This is a genomic window from Pantoea sp. QMID4 (assembly GCF_030270445.1).
Lineage (GTDB): Bacteria > Pseudomonadota > Gammaproteobacteria > Enterobacterales > Enterobacteriaceae > Pantoea > Pantoea vagans.
Map to the genome: position 1 here is coordinate 478,095 of NZ_BSXL01000001.1, position 19,496 is coordinate 497,590.

General features: G+C 58.0%; 10 protein-coding genes and 1 pseudogene. 5 read left to right on the forward strand and 6 right to left on the reverse strand.

Translation table 11 applies throughout. From position 1 onward, the window contains the following. Positions 1-13: 13 nt before the first annotated feature. The 3 genes from mdtC to QSK07_RS02140 are packed head-to-tail and all read right to left on the reverse strand — an operon-like array spanning position 14 to position 7,445. Positions 14-3,088, reverse strand: a complete 3,075-nt coding sequence (gene mdtC / locus QSK07_RS02130; RefSeq protein WP_275220858.1) for a multidrug efflux RND transporter permease subunit MdtC — start codon at positions 3,086-3,088, stop codon at positions 14-16. Next, positions 3,085-6,207, reverse strand: a complete 3,123-nt coding sequence (locus QSK07_RS02135) for an MdtB/MuxB family multidrug efflux RND transporter permease subunit (RefSeq protein WP_285720321.1) — start codon at positions 6,205-6,207, stop codon at positions 3,085-3,087. Before QSK07_RS02135 ends, mdtC begins: the two co-directional genes overlap by 4 nt. Next, entirely contained in the window at positions 6,207-7,445 is a 1,239-nt protein-coding gene (locus QSK07_RS02140) for an MdtA/MuxA family multidrug efflux RND transporter periplasmic adaptor subunit (protein ID WP_285720322.1), read from the reverse strand. The genes QSK07_RS02135 and QSK07_RS02140 overlap by 1 nt, the downstream gene beginning before the upstream one ends. 239 nt (positions 7,446-7,684) lie before the next feature. On the opposite strand from QSK07_RS02140, the pseudogene QSK07_RS02145 reads away from it, so the two are divergent. Together QSK07_RS02145 and QSK07_RS02150 are read left to right on the forward strand one after the other, a co-directional pair. Further along, a pseudogene (locus QSK07_RS02145) lies at positions 7,685-8,644 on the forward strand (aldo/keto reductase). Between the two features lie 208 nt (positions 8,645-8,852). After that, entirely contained in the window at positions 8,853-10,196 is a 1,344-nt protein-coding gene (locus QSK07_RS02150) for a carbohydrate porin (RefSeq protein ID WP_285720323.1), read from the forward strand. A 316-nt stretch (positions 10,197-10,512) separates the two neighbouring features. On the opposite strand, the gene yegD is transcribed toward QSK07_RS02150, so the two are convergent. The 3 genes from yegD to QSK07_RS02165 form a co-directional block, all read right to left on the reverse strand. Beyond that, a complete protein-coding gene (yegD, locus tag QSK07_RS02155) occupies positions 10,513-11,865 on the reverse strand; it encodes a molecular chaperone (protein WP_285720324.1) in 1,353 nt (450 codons plus the stop codon). A 75-nt stretch (positions 11,866-11,940) separates the two neighbouring features. Continuing rightward, entirely contained in the window at positions 11,941-15,276 is a 3,336-nt protein-coding gene (locus tag QSK07_RS02160; RefSeq protein WP_275220847.1) for a diguanylate cyclase, read from the reverse strand. A 163-nt stretch (positions 15,277-15,439) separates the two neighbouring features. Continuing rightward, positions 15,440-16,054 (reverse strand): phosphatase PAP2 family protein, encoded by a 615-nt coding sequence (locus QSK07_RS02165; protein WP_098052845.1) that lies wholly within the window; start codon positions 16,052-16,054, stop codon positions 15,440-15,442. 284 nt (positions 16,055-16,338) lie between these two features. On the opposite strand from QSK07_RS02165, the gene udk reads away from it, so the two are divergent. The 3 genes from udk (at position 16,339) to asmA (ending at position 19,479) form a co-directional block, all read left to right on the forward strand. Then, positions 16,339-16,980 (forward strand): uridine kinase, encoded by a 642-nt coding sequence (gene udk, locus QSK07_RS02170; protein ID WP_275220846.1) that lies wholly within the window; start codon positions 16,339-16,341, stop codon positions 16,978-16,980. Between the two features lie 81 nt (positions 16,981-17,061). Continuing rightward, entirely contained in the window at positions 17,062-17,643 is a 582-nt protein-coding gene (gene dcd / locus QSK07_RS02175) for a dCTP deaminase (protein WP_098052847.1), read from the forward strand. Between the two features lie 12 nt (positions 17,644-17,655). Beyond that, positions 17,656-19,479 (forward strand): outer membrane assembly protein AsmA, encoded by a 1,824-nt coding sequence (asmA, locus tag QSK07_RS02180; protein WP_285720325.1) that lies wholly within the window; start codon positions 17,656-17,658, stop codon positions 19,477-19,479. Positions 19,480-19,496: the final 17 nt, after the last annotated feature.

Genomic DNA, 19,496 nt, shown 5'->3' on the forward strand with positions numbered 1-19,496 from the left:
GCCGCCAGACCCATTACGGTTGCTGCGCGGCTGCCAGCGGGCGTTTTCTGCGCCGCAGCTTATCCATCATCAAGTAGACCACCGGCGTGGTGTAGAGCGTCAGCAGCTGACTCATCACCAGGCCGCCCGCGATGGTCATTCCCAGCGGCTGGCGCAGTTCCGCACCGTCGCCGCTGCTCAGCACCAGTGGCAGCGCACCAAACAGCGCCGCCAGCGTGGTCATCATAATGGGCCGGAAGCGTAACAGGCAGGCCTGGAATATCGCCTCACGCGCGCTGAGCTGGCCGTTGCGTTCGGCCTCCAGCGCAAAGTCGACCATCATGATGGCGTTCTTTTTCACGATGCCGATCAGCAGCAGAATCCCGATTAGCGCGATGAGGCTGAAGGGGGTATCGAACAGTTCCAGCGCCAGCAGCGCCCCCACACCTGCCGAGGGCAGGGTTGAGAGAATGGTCAGCGGATGCACATAGCTCTCATAGAGGATCCCCAGCACGATATAGACCGCCGCTATCGCCGCCAGCATCAGCCAGAGCTGGCTGCTCTGCGACTGCTGAAAGACCTGCGCGGTTCCGGCAAAGCTGCCACGCACGCTGGATGGCACGCCGATCGCCGTCATGGTGCGTTCAATCGCTTCCGACGCCTGTGACAGCGACACACCCTCTGGCAGGTTGAACGAGATGGTCGACGCCGCCGACAGCCCTTCATGATTGACCGACAGTGGCGCATTCGCTGGCTGCCAGTGGGCGAACCACGACAGCGGTATCGCTTTGCCTTCGCTGTTAATGACAAACATCTGCGACAGGGCGCTGATATCCTGGGTGTAGCGTGGATCGACCTCCATCACCACTTTGTACTGGTTAAGCGGCTGATAGATGGTAGAGATCTGACGCTGACCAAAGGCGTTATTCAGCAGGGCATTGGCCTGAGAGACGTCGATACCGAGCCGCGCCATGCTTTCGCGGTCATAGGTCAGCGCCATCTCGCTGCCTTTATCCTGCTGATCGGAGTTCACGTCCGCCAGCTGCGGCAGGGCAGAGAACGCCTCGCGGATTTTCGGCTCCCACGTCCGCAGGGCGGCGAGATCGTCCGACAGTAGTGAATATTGATAACCGGCATTCGACTCCCGGCCACCGACCCGCAGATCCTGCACCGCATTCAGGTAGAGGCTGGCACCTGGCTCTTTTGCCAGCTTTGTGCGCAGCCGCGCGATGATCTCCACGGCACTCTCTTTGCGTTCTGACAGCGGTTTCAGGGAGATAAACATTGAGCCGCTGTTGGTACGCATACCACCGGTAAAGCCCACTACGCTGTCAACAGCGGGATCGGCACCAACAATCTCCATAAAATCCTGCAGCTTACTGCGCATTGCCTGAAACGAAATGCTTTGGTCGGCAGAGATAAAGCCGGAGAGCCGCCCGGTATCCTGTTCCGGCATAAAGGTTTTTGGGATATGAACAAACAGCCAGCCGGTCAGGAAGATGGTGGCGAAAAACAGCAGCATGACCCAGCGAGCATGGTTCAGTACCCCATTCAGCGAACGACCATACCCCTGCTGAATCGCCATCAGAAGCCGGCCCGCACCGCGCCGGCGTGGCTGGCTGCGCGGCCCGTGCGGCTTCAGCAGATACGCGCACATCATCGGTGTCAGGGTAATGGAAATAAACAGTGAGATAACGATCGACACCGACAGCGTAATGGCAAACTCAGAGAAGAAACGGCCAATCAGCCCGCCGATCATCAGCAGCGGCAGGAACACGGCAACCAGCGACAGGCTCATCGACAGCACGGTAAAGCCGACTTCCCGTACCCCTTTCAGCGCGGCGGCCAGCGGTTTCATGCCCGCTTCGACGTGGCGGGCAATGTTCTCCAGCACCACGATCGCATCATCCACCACAAAGCCGGTGGCGATGGTCAGCGCCATCAGCGACAGGTTATTCAGGCTGAAGCCGCACAGGTACATCGCGGCAAAAGTGCCGATCAGCGAAACCGGCACGGCGACGGCGGGGATCAGCGTGGCACGACCGGAGCGCAGGAAAACAAACACCACCAGAATCACCAGCGCTACGGCGATTAACAGAGACTGTTCCACTTCATGCAGCGAGGCGCGAATGGTGGGCGAGCGATCCTGAGCAATCTGCAGATCGATGGCGGCGGGGATCACCTCATGCAGCAGCGGCATTTCGGCACGGATCCGGTCAACCGTATCAATAACGTTGGCTTCAGGGGTTTTGCGGATCAACAGCAGCACCGCCGGTTTACCGCGCGACATCCCGGCGTTACGCACGTCCTGCACTGAATCCTCGACGGTCGCCACGTCTGACAGCTTCACCGCTGCACCGTTGTTGTAGTGCACCACCAGCGGCTGATACTCACGGGCGGTCTGCAGCGCGTCATTGGTACGCAACTGCCAGCGCTGCTGCGCGTCGTCCAGTGCGCCCTGCGGTCGGCGCTGGTTGGCGTTCGAGATCGCGGTGCGCACCGCATCCAGCGACACGCCCTGATTAAACAGAGCCTGCGGATTCAGCGCCACACGCACCGCAGGCAACGAACTGCCGCCCACGGTGACGTCGCCCACACCCTCGATCTGTGACAGCTTTTGTGCAAGCTGGGTCGAGGCATAATCATAGAGCTGACCGGGATTGAAGGTATCCGAGGTCAGCGTCATGATCATAATTGGCGCATCCGAAGGGTTCACTTTGCGATAAGTGGGACGCGACGGCATGCCGGTGGGCAGCAGGCTCTGCGCTGCATTGATCGCGGCCTGCACATCGCGCGCCGCGCCGTTAATATCGCGATCAAAATCGAACACCAGAATGATGCGGGTGCTGCCCAGCGAACTGGTGGAGGTCATTTCACTGACGCCCGCGATGCGTCCCAGCGAGCGCTCCAGCGGCGTGGCCACCGACGACGCCATAATCTCCGGTGAGGCACCCGGCAGTGACGCCGAGATGACGATCACCGGAAAATCGACCTGCGGCAGGGGGGCAACCGGCAGCAGCCGGAAACCCAGCATACCCGCCAGAGCGATGGCCAGTGTCAGCAGGGTCGTCGCAACGGGCCGGTGGATGAACAGGGCAAAGAACTTCACTCTGCGGCCTCCGTGCGGCCAAAGCGGCGACGGGTGGCATGCGCCAGCCGATCAAACAGCAGGTAGATCACCGGCGTGGTGAACAGCGTCAGTACCTGACTCAGAATCAACCCGCCGACCATGGCAATACCCAGCGGATGACGCAGCTCGGCACCTACACCGGTGCTGAGCATCAGCGGCAGCGCGCCAAGCAGGGCCGCCAGCGTGGTCATCAGAATCGGGCGGAAACGCAGCAGGCAGGCCTGATAGATGGCATCTGCCGGCTTCATACCCTGTTCACGCTCCGCCGCCAGCGCAAAGTCGATCATCATGATGGCGTTCTTTTTCACGATGCCGATGAGCAGGATGATGCCGATAATCGCCACGATATCCAGCTCATTGCCGCTGAGCATCAGCGCCAGCAGCGCGCCGACACCCGCGGTGGGCAGCGTCGAGAGAATAGTGATCGGGTGAATAAAGCTCTCATAAAGCACGCCCAGCACGATGTACATCGCCACAATGGCCGCCACAATCAGCCAGACCGTGCTGCTGAGCGCCGCCTCAAAGGCCAGCGTGCTGCCCTGGAACTGAGTCATCAGTTCGGCGGGCATGCCAAGCTGCGCTTCCGCCTGTGACACGGCTTTTACCGCATCTTCCAGCGAATAGCCTTCAGCCACGTTAAACGAGAAGGTCGCCGACGGGAACTGGTCGAGATGGTTAATACTCAGCGGCGTGTGGCGCTGCTCGATGCGGGCAATGGCGCTCAGCGGCACGCCGCCGCCGCTGCTGCTGTTCAGGCGAATCGCATCCAGACTCGCCAGCCCTGGCGTGGCGTTATTATCCTGCTCCAGCACCACACGATACTGATTCGCCTGGGTATAGATGGTGGAGATCAGTCGCTGCCCAAAGGCGTTATACAGCGCGTTATCGACGTCTGCCATGCTGATGCCGAGGCGGCTGGCACTGTCGCGGTCCACGTTGACATAGGCTTCCAGCCCCTGATCCTGCCAGTCACTGCTGACATCGCGCAGCTGTGGCAGGGTGCCGAGCCGGGTCAGCAGGGCCGGAACCCAGGTGCTGAGCGACGACAGTGAACCCGATTGCAGCGTGAACTGGTACGGTGTGCGGCTCGCCTGGGTATCAATGGTGAGATCCTGCACCGCCTGCAGCCACAGCTGCACGCCCGGCACCTCACTGACCTGTTGTTGCAGGCGCTGCTGTATAGCAGGAATGCGGTCGTCGCGCTGATCCAGCGACTTGAGGTTGATCTGCAGCCGCGCGCTGTTCAGCGAAGCATTGGTGCCATCCACGCCGACAAACGAGGTCATGCTCTCAACCGCCGGATCTTTCATGATGATGGAGGCAACATCGCGGGTGCGCTGCGCCATACTGGCGTAGGAGACCGATTGCGGGGCCTGCAGCGTACCCTGAATAATGCTGTTGTCCTGCTGCGGGAAAAAGCCTTTCGGGATCACCATCCACAGCAGCAGTGTCAGGACCAGGGTGCCCAGCGCTACCGACAGCGTCAGCCAGGGATGATTCAGCACCCGGCTCAGGCCACGACCGTAGAGGGCGATGATACGATCAAACATCGCTTCACTGGCCCGCGAAAAGCGGTTCTGTTTACGTAGCGACTCCGCGCTCAGCATTCTGGCGCACATCATTGGCGTCAGGGTCAGTGACACCACCGCTGAAATCAGAATCGCCACCGCCAGCGTGACGGCAAATTCACGGAACAGGCGGCCAATCACGTCGCCCATAAACAGCAGCGGAATCAGCACCGCAATCAGCGAGAAGGTAAGGGAGATGATGGTGAAGCCAATTTCTCCGGCCCCTTTCAGCGCGGCGGTCAGCGGTTTTTCCCCTTTCTCGATATAGCGTGAGATGTTTTCAATCACCACGATGGCATCATCGACCACAAAGCCGGTGGCGATGGTCAGCGCCATCAGCGTCAGGTTATTAATTGAAAAGCCGAGGAAGTACATCGCCGCAAAGGTGCCGATTAGCGAAAGCGGGACCGCCACCGCCGGGATCAGCGTGGCGGGCACGTTGCGCAAAAACAGGTAGATGATCATCACGACCAGCGCCATCGCCAGCATCAGCTCAAACTGCGTGTCGTTCACTGAAGCGCGAATATTGGTGGTGCGGTCGGTGAGCAGTTTAACGTCTACCGACTTTGGCAGGGCGGCGGTCAGGGCGGGCAACATGGCACGGATATTATCCGCCGTGGCGATGATATTGGCGCCAGGCTGACGCTGAACGTTGAGCACAATCGCCGCATCGCGGTTGGCCCAGGCACCGAGCCAGCTGTTTTCTGCTCCCTGTTCAATCGTCGCCACATCACCCAGACGTACCGGCGCACCATTTTTATAGCTGATGATCAGCTGGCGATAGTCTTCTGCCGATTTCATCTGGTCATTGGCTGACAGGGTGACGGAGCGGGTCGGGCCATCCAGGCTGCCTTTGGCAGAATTGACGTTGGCATTGCTGATGGCCGTCCGCACCGTTTCGCTGGTCAGACCCAGTGTCGCCAGCGCCTGCGCATTCATCTTCACCCGCACAGCCGGACGCTGGCCGCCCGAAAGCGTCACCAGCCCGACGCCGCTGACCTGAGAGATTTTCTGTGCAACACGCGTCTCCACCATGTCCTGCACCTGCGTCAGCGGCATGCTGCGCGTGGTGACGGCCAGCGTCATGATCGGCGGATCGGCAGGATTCACTTTGCTGTAGACCGGCGGATTAGGCAGGTCGTTGGGCAGCAGGTTTGTGGCGGAGTTAATGGCTGCCTGCACCTCCTGCTCGGCCACATCCAGCGGCAGCGTCAGCTGAAATTGCAGCGTCACTACCGAGGCACCGCCGGAACTTTGCGACGCCATCTGTTTCAGGCCGGACATCTGACCAAACTGACGCTCAAGCGGGGCAGTGACTGAGGAGGTGACCACATCCGGGCTGGCACCCGGATAGAGCGTGACCACCTGGATGGTCGGATAGTCAACTTCGGGCAGCGCCGAGACCGGCAGGAAGCGGTAGCCCAGTATCCCGGCCAGCAGAATCGCAATCATCAACAGCGTGGTGGCGACCGGGCGCAGAATAAACTGGCGTGACGGCCCGCCACTGTGATCGGGAGGCATGACCTGCATTACTCACGCTCTCCTTTTGACGGCAGGGTCGCGCGGGTGGCGCGCGGTGCGTTGCTCTGCGGCGCGACCACCTCAACTTTCGCACCTTCGGTCAGGCGATCCAGCCCGTCAGTCACCACGCGTTCACCCGCCTCCAGGCCAGCGCTGATCACCACTTTTACACTATCCTGCAGGCCGGCCATCACGCTTTTTTTGCTGACCTTGTTGTCACTGTTGACCACCCAGACAAAATGGCCTTCATTACCCATCTGCAATGCGGCAGGCGGAATGACCACCGCATCCTGCAGAGTGTTGACCTTCAGTCGCACATTGACGAACTGGTTAGGGAACAGCGTGTCGTCCTGATTATCAAAACGCGCTTTGATTTTGATGGTGCCCGTAGTGACATCAATCTGGTTATCGAGGCTCAGCAGTTTGCCGCTGGCGATCAGATTCTGATTACTGCGATCCCAGGCCTCCACCAGCAACGGCTGGCCGCTTTTCTGCGCCTGCAGAATCGAACCGATGCTGTTTTCTGCCAGGTTAAAAACCACATCAATCGGGTGCGTCTGAGTGATCACCACGATACCGGTGGTGTCGCCGCTGGTGACATAGTTGCCCACATCCACCTGTTTCAGCCCGACCCGGCCAGCAATCGGCGCGGTGATCCGGCTGTAGGTCAGATTAAGCTGTGCACTGGCGACGCCGCCCTCATCCGCTTTCAGGGTGCCAAGCGTTTCACTCACCAGTGAGCGTTGAGTGTCCAGCTCCTGTTGCGACACCAGCGAGGTTTTTGCCAGCTTCTCGAAGCGTGCCAGATCGCGACGGGCATTAGCCAGCGTCGCCTGATCTTTCGCCAGCTGGCCCTGAGCCTGGGTTAGCGCCACCTGATAAGGCCGCGGGTCGACTTCTGCCAGCAGATCGCCTGCGCTAACCTGCTGGCCTTCGGTGAAGTGGATAGCCAGCAGGTCGCCATTGACCCGACTGCGCACCGTGGTCGTGTTAGCGGCGGTCACCGTTCCCAGTCCGTTGAGGAATTGCGGCACGCTCTGGCGGGTGGCGGTTGTCGCCTGAACCGGTGCGAGGGGACGACGCGTGCCATCACCCCCACCTTTGCCGCCACGTGGCGCTGGCGAATCCGACTGGCTGCTGCTCTGCGGCTGGGCATTGCGCTGCCAGGCGTAGTAACCGCCAGCGCTCACGGCGATCAGGGCCAGCACGATCAGGGTTTTCTTCATAACAGGATGTCGGGTGCTCATGATTGTTGATGCTCTCCAGCAGTGACATAGTCCCAGGCGCAGGCATGAAATGGGTAGCCTGCAAACGAAAGAGTGTAGTCGCCTCTGACGGGCAGAAGTTGAAGGAAATAAGGATATCTGTCAGGGCGGGGTAATTATGCCTGTTCCTGCATTAATCGCAGCACAATCCTCCTCAAGGCGTGAAATGACTTTGCTATGCTAAAAAACAGACCGTTTGTCAGGCAAATCAGGAGCAGATAATGAGTCAGAATCAAACCCGGCAGTTGGGTGACAGTGGTATTACGGTGCCGTTACTGACGTTTGGCGGCAACGTGTTTGGCTGGACAGTGGATTAAACCACCTCCTTTTCTCTGCTGGATGCGCTGGTGGATCGAGGGCTGTGGTTTATCGACACCGCCGATGTCTATTCCCGCTGGGCACCCGGTAACAGGGGCGGTGAGTCGGAAGCCATTATTGGTGAGTGGCTGAAAATAAGCGGTAAACGCGATCGGATCGTGCTGGCAACTAAAGTCGGCATGGAACTGTCGCCGGAAAAAACCGGGCTGAAGCCGCAATATATCCGTCAGGCGGTCGAAGATTCACTGCGCCGGTTGCAGACCGACTACATCGACCTCTATCAGGCGCACCGTGACGATCAGGACACGCCGCTGGCGGAGACCCTGAGCACCTTTGACAGCCTGATCCGCGAAGGGAAAGTGCGGGCTATTGGCGCCTCGAATTATAGCGCGGCGCGGCTTGAGGAAGCATTGCAGATCAGTGAAACGGAGGGGCTGGCGCGTTACGAAACTTTGCAACCGGAATACAACCTTTATGATCGACAGCCCTATGAGTCGGAGCTGGAGCCGGTGGTCAGGGCGCACGGTTTAGGCGTGATCAACTACTACTCACTCGCCAGCGGTTTTCTCAGTGGCAAATATCGTGATGCAGCGGATGCCAGTAAAAGCGCGCGGGGTCAGGGTGTGGTAGACAAATACCTCAACCCACGCGGTTTGCGGATCCTTGACGCGCTGGATGCGATCAGCGATGCGCATCAGGTGACACCGACGCAGGTGGCGCTGGCCTGGCAGATTGCCCGGCCCGGTATCACTGCACCGATTGTCAGTGCTACCTCACTGAAGCAGCTAGACGATCTGACTGGCGCGACGCAACTCACGCTGACCCCGGCGCAGATTGATCAACTGGACCAGGCCAGCCGCTAATCACGGGGGCGCTAGCGCCCCTTTTTACTTTGTGCCTGTTAAAAAGTGCGCATCCTGCCCGAAGAGTAACCATTCAGCGATCCCGATCACAAATGCGTTAATAAACTGATGTTTCAGGAAATTATGCGCACGTATTTACAATAAACGAATGTTAGCCAGCATTATCCTTTGCCCGTCACTTTCCGTAACTTACATAAGAATAAGCAAGATGAAAAACAGACTCGCAGAACAGCGTTTTCCGCTGCGCCGTGTGGTAACCGGCACTCTCATCATGGCCATGTTTTCCGCACAGGCCATAGCCGCTGATGCTTTCAGTCCGGACTCTGAATGGATGTTTGGTGACTGGGGTGGTTACCGAACGCAGTTGCAGGACGACGGTATCAAGTTTGACGTCAACTACACCATGGAAAGCGCTGCTAACTTAGGCGGCGGAGCCGATACCAACACCACCATGCGCTACAGCGATCAGTGGACGTTCGGCACCAATTTCGATCTGCAAAAGCTGCTGGACTGGCAGGATGCTGAGTTTCAGATGACCGTCACCAGCCGTAACGGGCAGAATCTTTCCGACCAGATCGCCGATCAGCGCACCGGTATGCTCTCCTCGGTGCAGGAAGTTTATGGTCGCGGTCAGACCTGGCGTCTGACGCAGTTCTGGTTGCGCAAAGGGCTGTTCAACGATGTGGTCGATATCAAAGCCGGACGGGTAACGGTGGGTGAAGATTTCGATAATTTCGATGGCAATCTGTTCCAGAACCTGGCGCTGGGCAGCGGGCAGGCGGGTAACTGGCGTGGCGATCGCTGGTTCAACTGGCCGGTGTCGCAGTGGGGCGGCCGGGTTAAGTTCAATATCACGCCGGATGTCTTCTTCCAGGTCGGTTTTTATAATCAGAACCGCGCTAACTACGACCGCGGCGATGGCTTCCGTCTGGATACCAGCAACTCCGAGGGCAATCTCGTGCCGGTTGAACTGGGCTGGAAACCGACGTTCGGGCCGGAGAAATTACCGGGTAATTATCGCATCGGTTATTACTATTCGTCAGTGGATGGCGATGTCTATGGCAGCTGGCGCAACGGCGGCTATCAGGATCAGGCGCATTCCTACGGTGGCTATCTGTTATTGCAGCAACAGCTGACTGCGCAGGATGGCGATGTGAACCGTGGTCTGGGCGTGCGTGTTCAGGCGGTGATGAACGATCATAAGACCTCGAAGACCGATAACTATCAGTCTATCGCCTTTACCTGGACAGGGCCGTTCGATGCCCGTCCGCAGGATGAGATTGGTGTGGGCGCGTCGCGTATACACGTGAACAGCGACTATACCCGCTCACTGCGTCAGCAAAATCAGGCCAATGGTGAGAGCCGCTTCGACAGCCCGACTTATCTGCCGATTCAGGAAGGGTCAGAGTACAACTATGAGGTTTACTACAACGCCAAAGTGACCAACTGGATGTCACTGCGACCTAACCTGCAGTATGTGGTGGCACCGGGCGCGGTGAGCGAAGTGAAAGATGCGTTTATCGGCGGTATCAGCGCCAATATCGCCTTCTGATTTACAGTCAAAAAGGAACTCAGGTATGCCAGGCAGACAGCTCCCAAACTTAAAGCGATGGGAGCATGCGCCTGTAGCAAAGCATCGCGGCCCATGGACAAAAACGCCGGGAGCGTTTTTGAACAACGCAAAGCGCTGGCGTGGCAACGGGCGCCCCTCAGGGATGAGGTGCGTAATCGCCCGCGCTGAGCATGCCATGGAGGGCGGGTTTTGCGTCTTTGCGAAAGGCGTATGCTCCCTGAGCCAGCTCATCGTTGTCTGCAAAAAACGGCACTCAAAGGTGCCGTTTTTTATTACAGAGCAGGGCATAGTACGATTAGCGGAACATCACTTCCGCCCAGCGGGCCAGCCCTGAGGTGACGGAGGCGAAATCATCGCCACCCGCAATCGGCGTGTCCGGCAGCGTCTGCTGCAGCGCTGCGCGCAGTAGTGGCGAACGCGCACTGCCGCCGGTCAGATAGATGACATCAGGCTGGATCTGGCTGGTGGCGAGCGCCAGCTGCACCTGTTCCAGGATTTTTTCCAGCGGCTGACTGATGGCGTCCTGCAGTTGACCCACCCCAATCTCTGTCTCAAGTGCCGCGGCAATAAAGTCGAGTGAAGCGGTATGCGCCGGGCTGGCTGACAGCGCAATTTTGCTCTCTTCTGCCGCGCGCACCAGCCGGTAACTGAGCTTCTGCTGCCACACTTTCAGCAGGCGAGCCACGACGTCACCCTGTTCAGCATCCCGCACTAAATCCCGCAGCCACTTACCGCAGGCCGGACTGTAAAAGTCACTCTGCGCCGGAACATCATTGATGGCGATGGCGTTCCACCACGGCAGGGCAGGCAACGCGGTGCCTTTCAGGGTGTTACCGCCCAGTCCCAGCAACGGCATCAGAGTCTTAAACGTCAGCATAATATCCAGGTCGTTCCCGCCAACGCGGCAACCGCTGTGACCCAGCAGGCTTTCACGGCGGTCCGCCTTATCACGCCATTTTGGCCCCATCAGCAGCATCGAGCAGTCGGTCGTACCGCCGCCAATATCCACTACCAGAACTGTCGTTTCCTGCTTCAGAGTCGCCTCGAAATCGAGTCCGGCGGCGACAGGCTCAAACTGAAATTCCACGTCACGGAAACCGGCGCGGTGAGCGGCGCGCAGCAGAATGCCTTCTGCCTGCTGGTTAGACTCCTCGCTGCCTAAGCCCTGAAAGTTGACCGGCCGCCCAATCACCGCCTGATCGATGGCCTGATCAAGCTGGCTTTCACCCTGCTGGCGGATGTGCAGCATCATGGCGCAGACCAGATCTTCAAACAGGGCGATCTGCTGCGGCTTCAGGCCACTGGCACCGAGGAACGATTTGGGGGATTTAACGAACCAGACATCCTCGGGGTCGACCATGTAATGCTGCAGTGCGGTGAGGCCGAACTGCACGCTGTTGGGCTGGACCTCGATATCGTCTTCGCGGTTATAACGCATGGCACGCTGCAGCAGCGCCGTGGTTTCGCTGTCCGGTGTCGCCACCTGATGATGACGATAAAGCCATTCGCTGATCGACTCGCGGGTCGGCGCACAGATCATCGACGGCAGCAGGCGCTGATTATTTTCCAGCGTTAACAGACGTGGCGTGCCATTTTCGCTGACTGCTATAGAGCAGTTAGCCGTGCCGTAATCGAATCCTATGAACATTTTCGCCCCCATGCCGGAAAAAAGGGGGCGACTTTAGCGCAGCTTCAGCAGGGTGGCAAGCAGGCAGCGCGGGAATTAACGGATAGCGAAGATGCGATCTTCAGCCAGAGAACGCAACGGCTGACGCTCGGCCACGGCACTGCCCCAGACGCCATCCACATCAAGGGTAGCCAGCGTGCTGAGCACAGAGGGTACTGAAATCGGACCGGCCAGCACCGAGATACTGCGCTGAGTTGCCAGGCCCTGAATGATGGTCAGCAGCATCTCATCCATCAGATTAGTATGAACGTTAGCAACCAGTTCAGGTGCCAGCACCAGATAATCAACCACTTCGTCACTCAGCAGATTGAAGGCATCCAGATTACGGCCAAAATGCTGCAACACGATACGACAGCCACACTGCCGCAGTTGCATCAGCGCGGCATGAAGCTGATCGCCTTGGCTCAGCACGCTGGCGGCAGGGAAAGCGAAACCACAGCAGCTGTCAGAGAGACCCTCGGCAACAAAGCGCTGACAGAGTTGCTGCACGAAGACGGCATCGTTCAGTACCTGTGCATTGAGTGGCAGGATCACCGGAATGCCTTTGTTATTCAGGCTCTGCACATCGTGACGGAAAAAAACATCCAGAATAGTGTTATCCAGTCGGCGACGCAGTGAATCGTCAGGCAGGTTATTGCGCAGCAGGGTTTCATCCACCAGCAGCCCGTCAGCCGTTAACAGCTGCACCTCAAGCAGCCAGATAAAGGCCGCCTGCGGTGTTTCAGGCGGCGCAACGGCCCAGGCCGGCAGTTCGATCTGCAGCGTATCAATCATTGCTGCATCCATGCCCTGATGATTACCCGGCAGCGGTAAACGATGCTGTTCGTAGATGACCAGCCGTCCGCGCCCGCTGCGTTTGGCGTTATAACAGGCTATATCCGCCTGCGAAAGTACGTCGCCGCTCTGGCAGTTATCCGCTGAAATCTGTGTTACGCCCGCGCTGGCACCCACATGATACAGGCGGCCCAGCCACTGGAACCGGTAATCATTGACCGCGGCGACGATGCGCTGTACCACGTCATTCGCCTGAGCGACTTCGCAATCGGGCATCAGTAGCGCAAACTCGTCACCGCCCAGCCGGGCCAGGAAATCACTGCTGCGCAGGTGGTGCTGCATTAAATCGGAGAGCTCACGCAGTAACGCATCGCCTGCGGCATGTCCGGCGCTGTCATTCACCGCTTTGAACTTATCCAGGTCGATAAACACCAGCACATGCTGATGCTGATGCTCAGCGGCATCAAGCAGCAGACGTTTAAGCTGAAGTTCGAAACTGGCACGGTTCGGCAGGCGGGTCAGGGTGTCATGCAGCGCGCTATAGCTCAGCCGCTTCATCAGTTTGCGCGACTCACTCACATCCTGAATAACCATTACGGCACCCTGTTCCAGGCCCGCTTCGGAGCGCAGCGGGGTGATGCTGTAGTGAATATCGATATGGCCGCCATCGGGCGTATGCAGCACCAGGTCTTCCGCCAGACCGGGGGTGATTTTTTCCGCCGGCAGCTGGCATAACAGCAGATTCTCGACTTCGGGGCCGTTACGCCCCTGAGTGATATGCAGCAGTTCACTCAGCGGCTGACCAGCTGCCTGTTCCTGCGACAGGCCACTCATCTTCTCAGCTACCGGATTCATAAAGGCGACGCGCATCTCTTTATCGGTGCTGATCACCGCTTCGCCGATGGAATCCAGGGTGATCGCCATGCGCTCTTTCTCCTGAAACAGCGCCTCATTAAGATTGCGCAGCGGCGTGATGTCCTGGCAGATGCCCAGCATGCGCTCCATGCGCCCCTCTTTGCTCAGTTGCCGGTTAGCCTGCGTGCGCACCCAGCGCTGTCTCTGGGCATCGACCACGCGGTACTCCATATGAAAAGCGCTGCGCAGCTCAATCGCCTGCTGCACTGTCAGCGCGGCGTACTCGCGATCGGCAGGATGGAGCAGATGGACCCAGAGGTCATAGCTGGGCGACTCATGCGGCGCAAGGCCAAACAGGGCGTACATGCGCTTGTCCCACAACATCTCGCCGGTCAGCAGGTTCCACTCCCACACGCCGATACCGCCCGCCTCGTTGGCCAGCGTAATACGCTCCATCAGCCGGCGGTTCACCTGCTCACTTTTCTTCAGCTCTGAGATATCAATAATCTGCGCAATAAAGTAGAGCGGGGCATAGCTACTGTCGCGCACCAGCGAGACCGTCAGCCGCGCCCAGACAATTTCGCCATCTTTACGGAAATAGCGCTTCTCAAAAGTGTAGGTATCGATCTCACCCTTCAGCAACCGGGTCGCATGTTCCAGGTCGAGGCTGAGATCGTCGGGATGGGTAATCTGTTGAAAAGTCAGACGCTTCAGCTCTTCTGCCGGATAGCCCAAAGTCTGACAGAGAGATCGATTCACCTGCAGCCAGTTGCCCTCAGGTGCGACGAGTGCCATACCGATGGCGGAGTACTCCATGGCGTGACGAAAGCGGGTTTCGCTGTCAGTAATGTGAAGTTTTTCGCGCCGGAACGCGTCCATCACCAGCGACATAATGTGACTGGGGATTAACACCAGCAGAAACGGCAGCCAGCTGGAGACCGGCCCGAGGGCGCTGTTATTATTGACCACGTTGACCAAATTAAAAGCCAGCAGCATCGAGATAAAACTGGCGTTGAGGAAGAACAGGACAAACGCCTGCAGCTTGGGCAGACGAACCGCGCACCAGAACAGGATTACCACAATAAAGGTAAAGGGCCACGGCAGGAAACGCAGTGCCAGATAACTGGCACCGAGGGTAAGCAGCAGCGTCAGCAGCGATTCGGCCAGCCGTAGCTCGCTGAACTGCGCGCGCCGAAGCGGCCAGGGCAGCAGCAGCAGCATCGGGCCTAATACCAGCATCCCGATGATCTCGGAGATGACCCAGGTATAGAAGAAGGAAAACGAGGCATGGCCGCTGACCTGCAGCGTCCAGATCGCCAGCAGGCCGCCGAGCAGCGGGGCCACGATGCCTGTTGACAACACCATCCTTGCCCAGTCATGCAGCGAATTCAGCGGCGCGCGCCGATCCAGCAGGGCGCGCAGCAGCATGCCACCCACGCCGGCCTGAATAAGATTAAGCAGCGCGAATTTAATATTAGCGAGGGCAGGTCCGATGATGATGGCATTAGCCCCCGCAGTGCCCAGCACACAGGCGGTCAGCAGCAGCGGCAGCTGTCGTAACGGGCAGCGGAAAACCACGACGGTCATTAAGGTGGTCGGGAACCAGAGCGGGGAAATCTTCCCACTGACAACGATCAGTTCAAGACAGAACAGTGTCAGGACAAACACCACGCAGCCAAGCACCAGGGCCGAGAGCCAGCGGTATGGCGGGTTATTTTGCGGGGACAGAATCTCTATTGTCATGCGGATTTCCGGCAGGGTGCAGGGCTCCGCAACGGCGAATCAGGCACCAGTCATTCTCTGACTGCATGCTAGCACATTCGGCAAAGAAAAAAGGGGTGAAACCAATATTGCCCGTTATTCGGCGAATTGACGGGCACGGTAAAATTGATTGCCAGCGTGTTGATTACTGGCGGAAAAGATCGGCGCGGGTATAAGGTTTCTCCAGGCCCGCGAGGCTGGCAGAGAAGCGCTCCAGAAACTGCTGCGTCGTTGCGACGCGACCGTGACTCATCAATACAAACGGCACTAACAGCGCGGCACCCACCTGCGGCCAGCTGAAGCCTTTTAATGAGGTGCGGCGCTGCGAAATCAGAAACGCGGTGCTCAGCGTAAAGCCCAGCAGCAGACCGGTAGCGACCTCACTTTTAGAGTGGGCGTGGATCACCAGACGGGAGAAACCGACCATCAGCGGGATCAGGTAACCAACGCCAATCGCCGCGATACGCCATACGGCTTTCCAGCGCCCGGAAATCAGCCATAACATGACCGGCCATAGCGTCGCGGACATGGCGCTGTGACCGCTCAAACCGGTGAAATTAAAGCGGGCGCTGCCAATGCCAAATCCCAGAAACAGAATTTTCGAGAGGCTGACGGTCAGGCCAGCCAGGCCAAAGGCCACAATCCAGTAAAAGACCGTAAGACGATTGTCACTCTTCCACGGCAAAATCAGCGCAATTATCACCGCTGTCGGAATCAACAGCATGCTGTCGCCAAAATAGGTCAAAGTCTTCCAGTGCATACCACTCCTGATGCATCATTCGGTCGAAACGTTTGCGGCGCGCGTCGTCAGAATAGCGCGCCGCGCAGGCCATTTTATTTATAGTATGGTGTGACGTTAGTTTATCGGTGAAATGAGTGGCGTCCAAAGGAGAAAGTCTGAAAAGTCGCCGACGCCATTTTTGTGGCATCAAAAGGCCGAAATCCCTATACTTAGCGCGCACACACCCTCTCCATTTCGGCCCGTCCGCTGCCCGCGTAATGTGTGACCAGTGGCAGGCTCCAGTTATCAGGTCTTAAAAAAGTATGACTGACAAGTCTCATCAGTGCGTGATTGTAGGCATTGCCGGCGCTTCCGCATCCGGTAAAAGTTTAATTGCCAGCACGCTCTATCGTGAAATCCGTGATCAGGTAGGTGACGAGCACATCGGGGTGATCCCGGAAGATGCTTATTACAAAGATCAAAGTCACCTCACCATGGAAGAGAGGGTTAAAACCAATTATGATCATCCGAGTGCGATGGATCATGATTTGCTGTTGCAGCATCTGCAGTCGGTGAAAGCCGGCCAGGATATTGAGCTGCCGGTTTACAGCTATGTTGAACACACCCGCACCCAGCAAACGCATCACCTGAAGGCCAAAAAGGTCATTATTCTTGAAGGCATTCTGCTGTTGACTGACGCCCGCCTGCGTCAGGAACTCAACTTCTCTATCTTCGTGGACACGCCGCTCGACATCTGTCTGATGCGCCGCATGAAACGTGACGTCAATGAGCGTGGCCGCTCAATGGATTCGGTAATGAGTCAGTATCAGAAGACCGTGCGTCCGATGTTCCTGCAGTTTATCGAGCCATCAAAACAGTACGCCGATATTATTGTGCCGCGTGGCGGAAAAAACCGTATCGCTATCGATATTCTCAAGGCGAAAATCAACCAGTTTTTTGAATAACGCACGTCCGTCCGGACGTGGTGCAGACCGGCGGCAGGCACGCATGCCGGTTTGCTACACTTATGTCATGGAGTTACCGCAATGAGATTATGCGATCGCGATATCGAAGCCTGTCTGGACAATGGCAAACTGGCTATTGAGCCACGCCCGCCGGTCGAACGCATTAATGGTGCCACGGTCGATGTGCGTCTGGGTAATCAGTTCCGTACCTTCAGCGGTCATACCGCGGCTTTTATCGACCTGAGCGGCCCGAAACAGGAAGTGAGCGCGGCACTGGACCGGGTGATGAGCGATGAAATCGTGCTGCCGGATGGCGAAGCCTTTTTCCTCCATCCGGGTGAACTGGCGCTGGCGGTCACGCTGGAGTCAGTGACCCTGCCTGACGATCTGGTGGGCTGGCTGGATGGTCGCTCCTCGCTGGCGCGCCTTGGGCTGATGGTTCACGTGACGGCTCACCGCATTGATCCAGGCTGGCAGGGCCGTATCGTGCTGGAGTTCTACAATTCAGGTAAACTGCCGCTGGCGCTGCGTCCCGGCATGTTAATCGGCGCGCTGAGTTTTGAACCGCTTTCAGGCCCGGCTGCACGTCCTTACAACCGGCGTGAAGATGCGAAATATCGCGGTCAGCAGGGCGCTGATGCCAGCCGTATCGATAAAGACTGATTTGAGGATGTAATGAAAAGAGTGATAACCACGCTGGCCATCCTGTTAGTGGTGGTCGTAACGGGAATGAGCGCGCTGGTGCTGCTGGTCAATCCCAACGACTTTCGTGCCTATATGGTGCAGCAGGTCGAACAACGCAGTGGTTATCGCCTTGACGTCAGCAGCGATCTGCGCTGGCACGTCTGGCCTCAGCTCAGTATCCTGGCAGGCCGGATGAGTCTCACCGCGCCAGGTGCCAGCCAGCCGCTGGTCTCGGCAGAAAATATGCGGCTTGATGTCGAGCTATGGCCACTTTTATCCCACCAGCTCAGCGTCAGTCAGGTGATGCTGAAAAATGCGATCGTGCGGGTCACGCCAGAGAGCAGCGCGCAGCGTGCTAAAAATGCGCCCCAGGGGCCGCGCGATGCGGAGCCAGCCTCTGCGTCCAGCGGTTGGTCATTTGATATTGCTAAGCTGCGGGTAGCCGATAGTCTGCTTATCTGGCAGCAGCCGGGCGGAGACGAATATAATTTCCGCGATCTCAACATCAATATGGAACAGGACGCGAACAAGCTGGCGACCCTGTCGCTGAGCACCAGCCTGATGCGAAATCAGCGTAACGCGACCCTGAATCTTAAAGGCCAGCTCGATGCCGCGCAATATCCCCATCGTCTCAGCGGCCAGCTGCAGCAGCTTGATTACACGCTTTCCGGTGCCGATATCCCGGTTCAGGGAATTAAAGGCGCTCTGAGCCTGCAGGGCGAATGGGATGGCGACCGCCAGCAGTTCTCCTTCAGCAATCTGCAGCTCACCGCCAACGACAGTACCCTGACCGGGCAGGGCAGCGGACAGGCTATTCCGCCAGAGCAGCTGGCGCTGGATCTGAAAGCCAGCACGCTGAATCTTGATAATTTACTCACCAGTACACCGGTCTCTGAAAATCCTGGCGTGCAGCATGCTACTGTGGCCCGTTCGCCGGTGATTGCGGCCCCACGGGAGCGCAGCAACGCCGACTCTCCGCTGAATGACCTGAACCTGGCGCTGAAATTACAGGCGGACAGTGTGGTATGGCGCGGCCTCAACCTGACCGGACTGACGGTAAATTCCAGCAATCAGCTGGGGCTGATGACGCTGAATACGCTCAGCGGCAAACTAGGCAATGGCAGCTTCTCGGTTCCCGGCAGCATTGATATTCGTCAGCCGGAAACGCAGGTCAGGCTGAAACCCCAACTCCGGTTGATTGCCATTCAGCCACTGCTTAAAGCGTTTGAACTGCCGGAAAGCCTGCAGGGAAATCTGAGTCTCGACGGCGAGCTGTCGGGCAATACGCTGACGGTTGAGGCGGCTAAACGAAGCTGGCAGGGCAGGGCGACCATCAGCGCCAGTAACCTGAAGCTGGCACAGCTTAATCTGCAGCAGATGGTGCAGCGTGCCGTGGCTCGGGTCAGTGATAAAGTCAGCAGCCAGGAAGCCGTCGATGACGGCATTGAGTCGATCAGTGGTCAGGTCGCACTGAATAAAGGTGTACTCAGCTTCAGCGATATTAATGGCAATGGTCAGAATCTGGGCCTGCAGGGCGCGGGTAAAGTCGACATGGTTCAGCAACAGCTGGATGTCACGCTGGGACTGAAAATCAGCGGCTGGCGTGGCGACGATGCGCTGGTGAAGACGCTCTCCAGTCAGCCGGTTCCGCTGCGTATGTATGGTGACTGGAACAGTCTGCAATATTCCCTGCCGGTGGATGCCGTGCTGCGTGACCGTCTTCAGAGTGAAGCGAAGTCCCGGCTAAATCAGTGGATTGATCGTCAGAAAGAAGGCGAGAACAAAGAGAACCTGAAGAAAATCATGCGCCCGTAGCGGGCGCATGCTGTCAA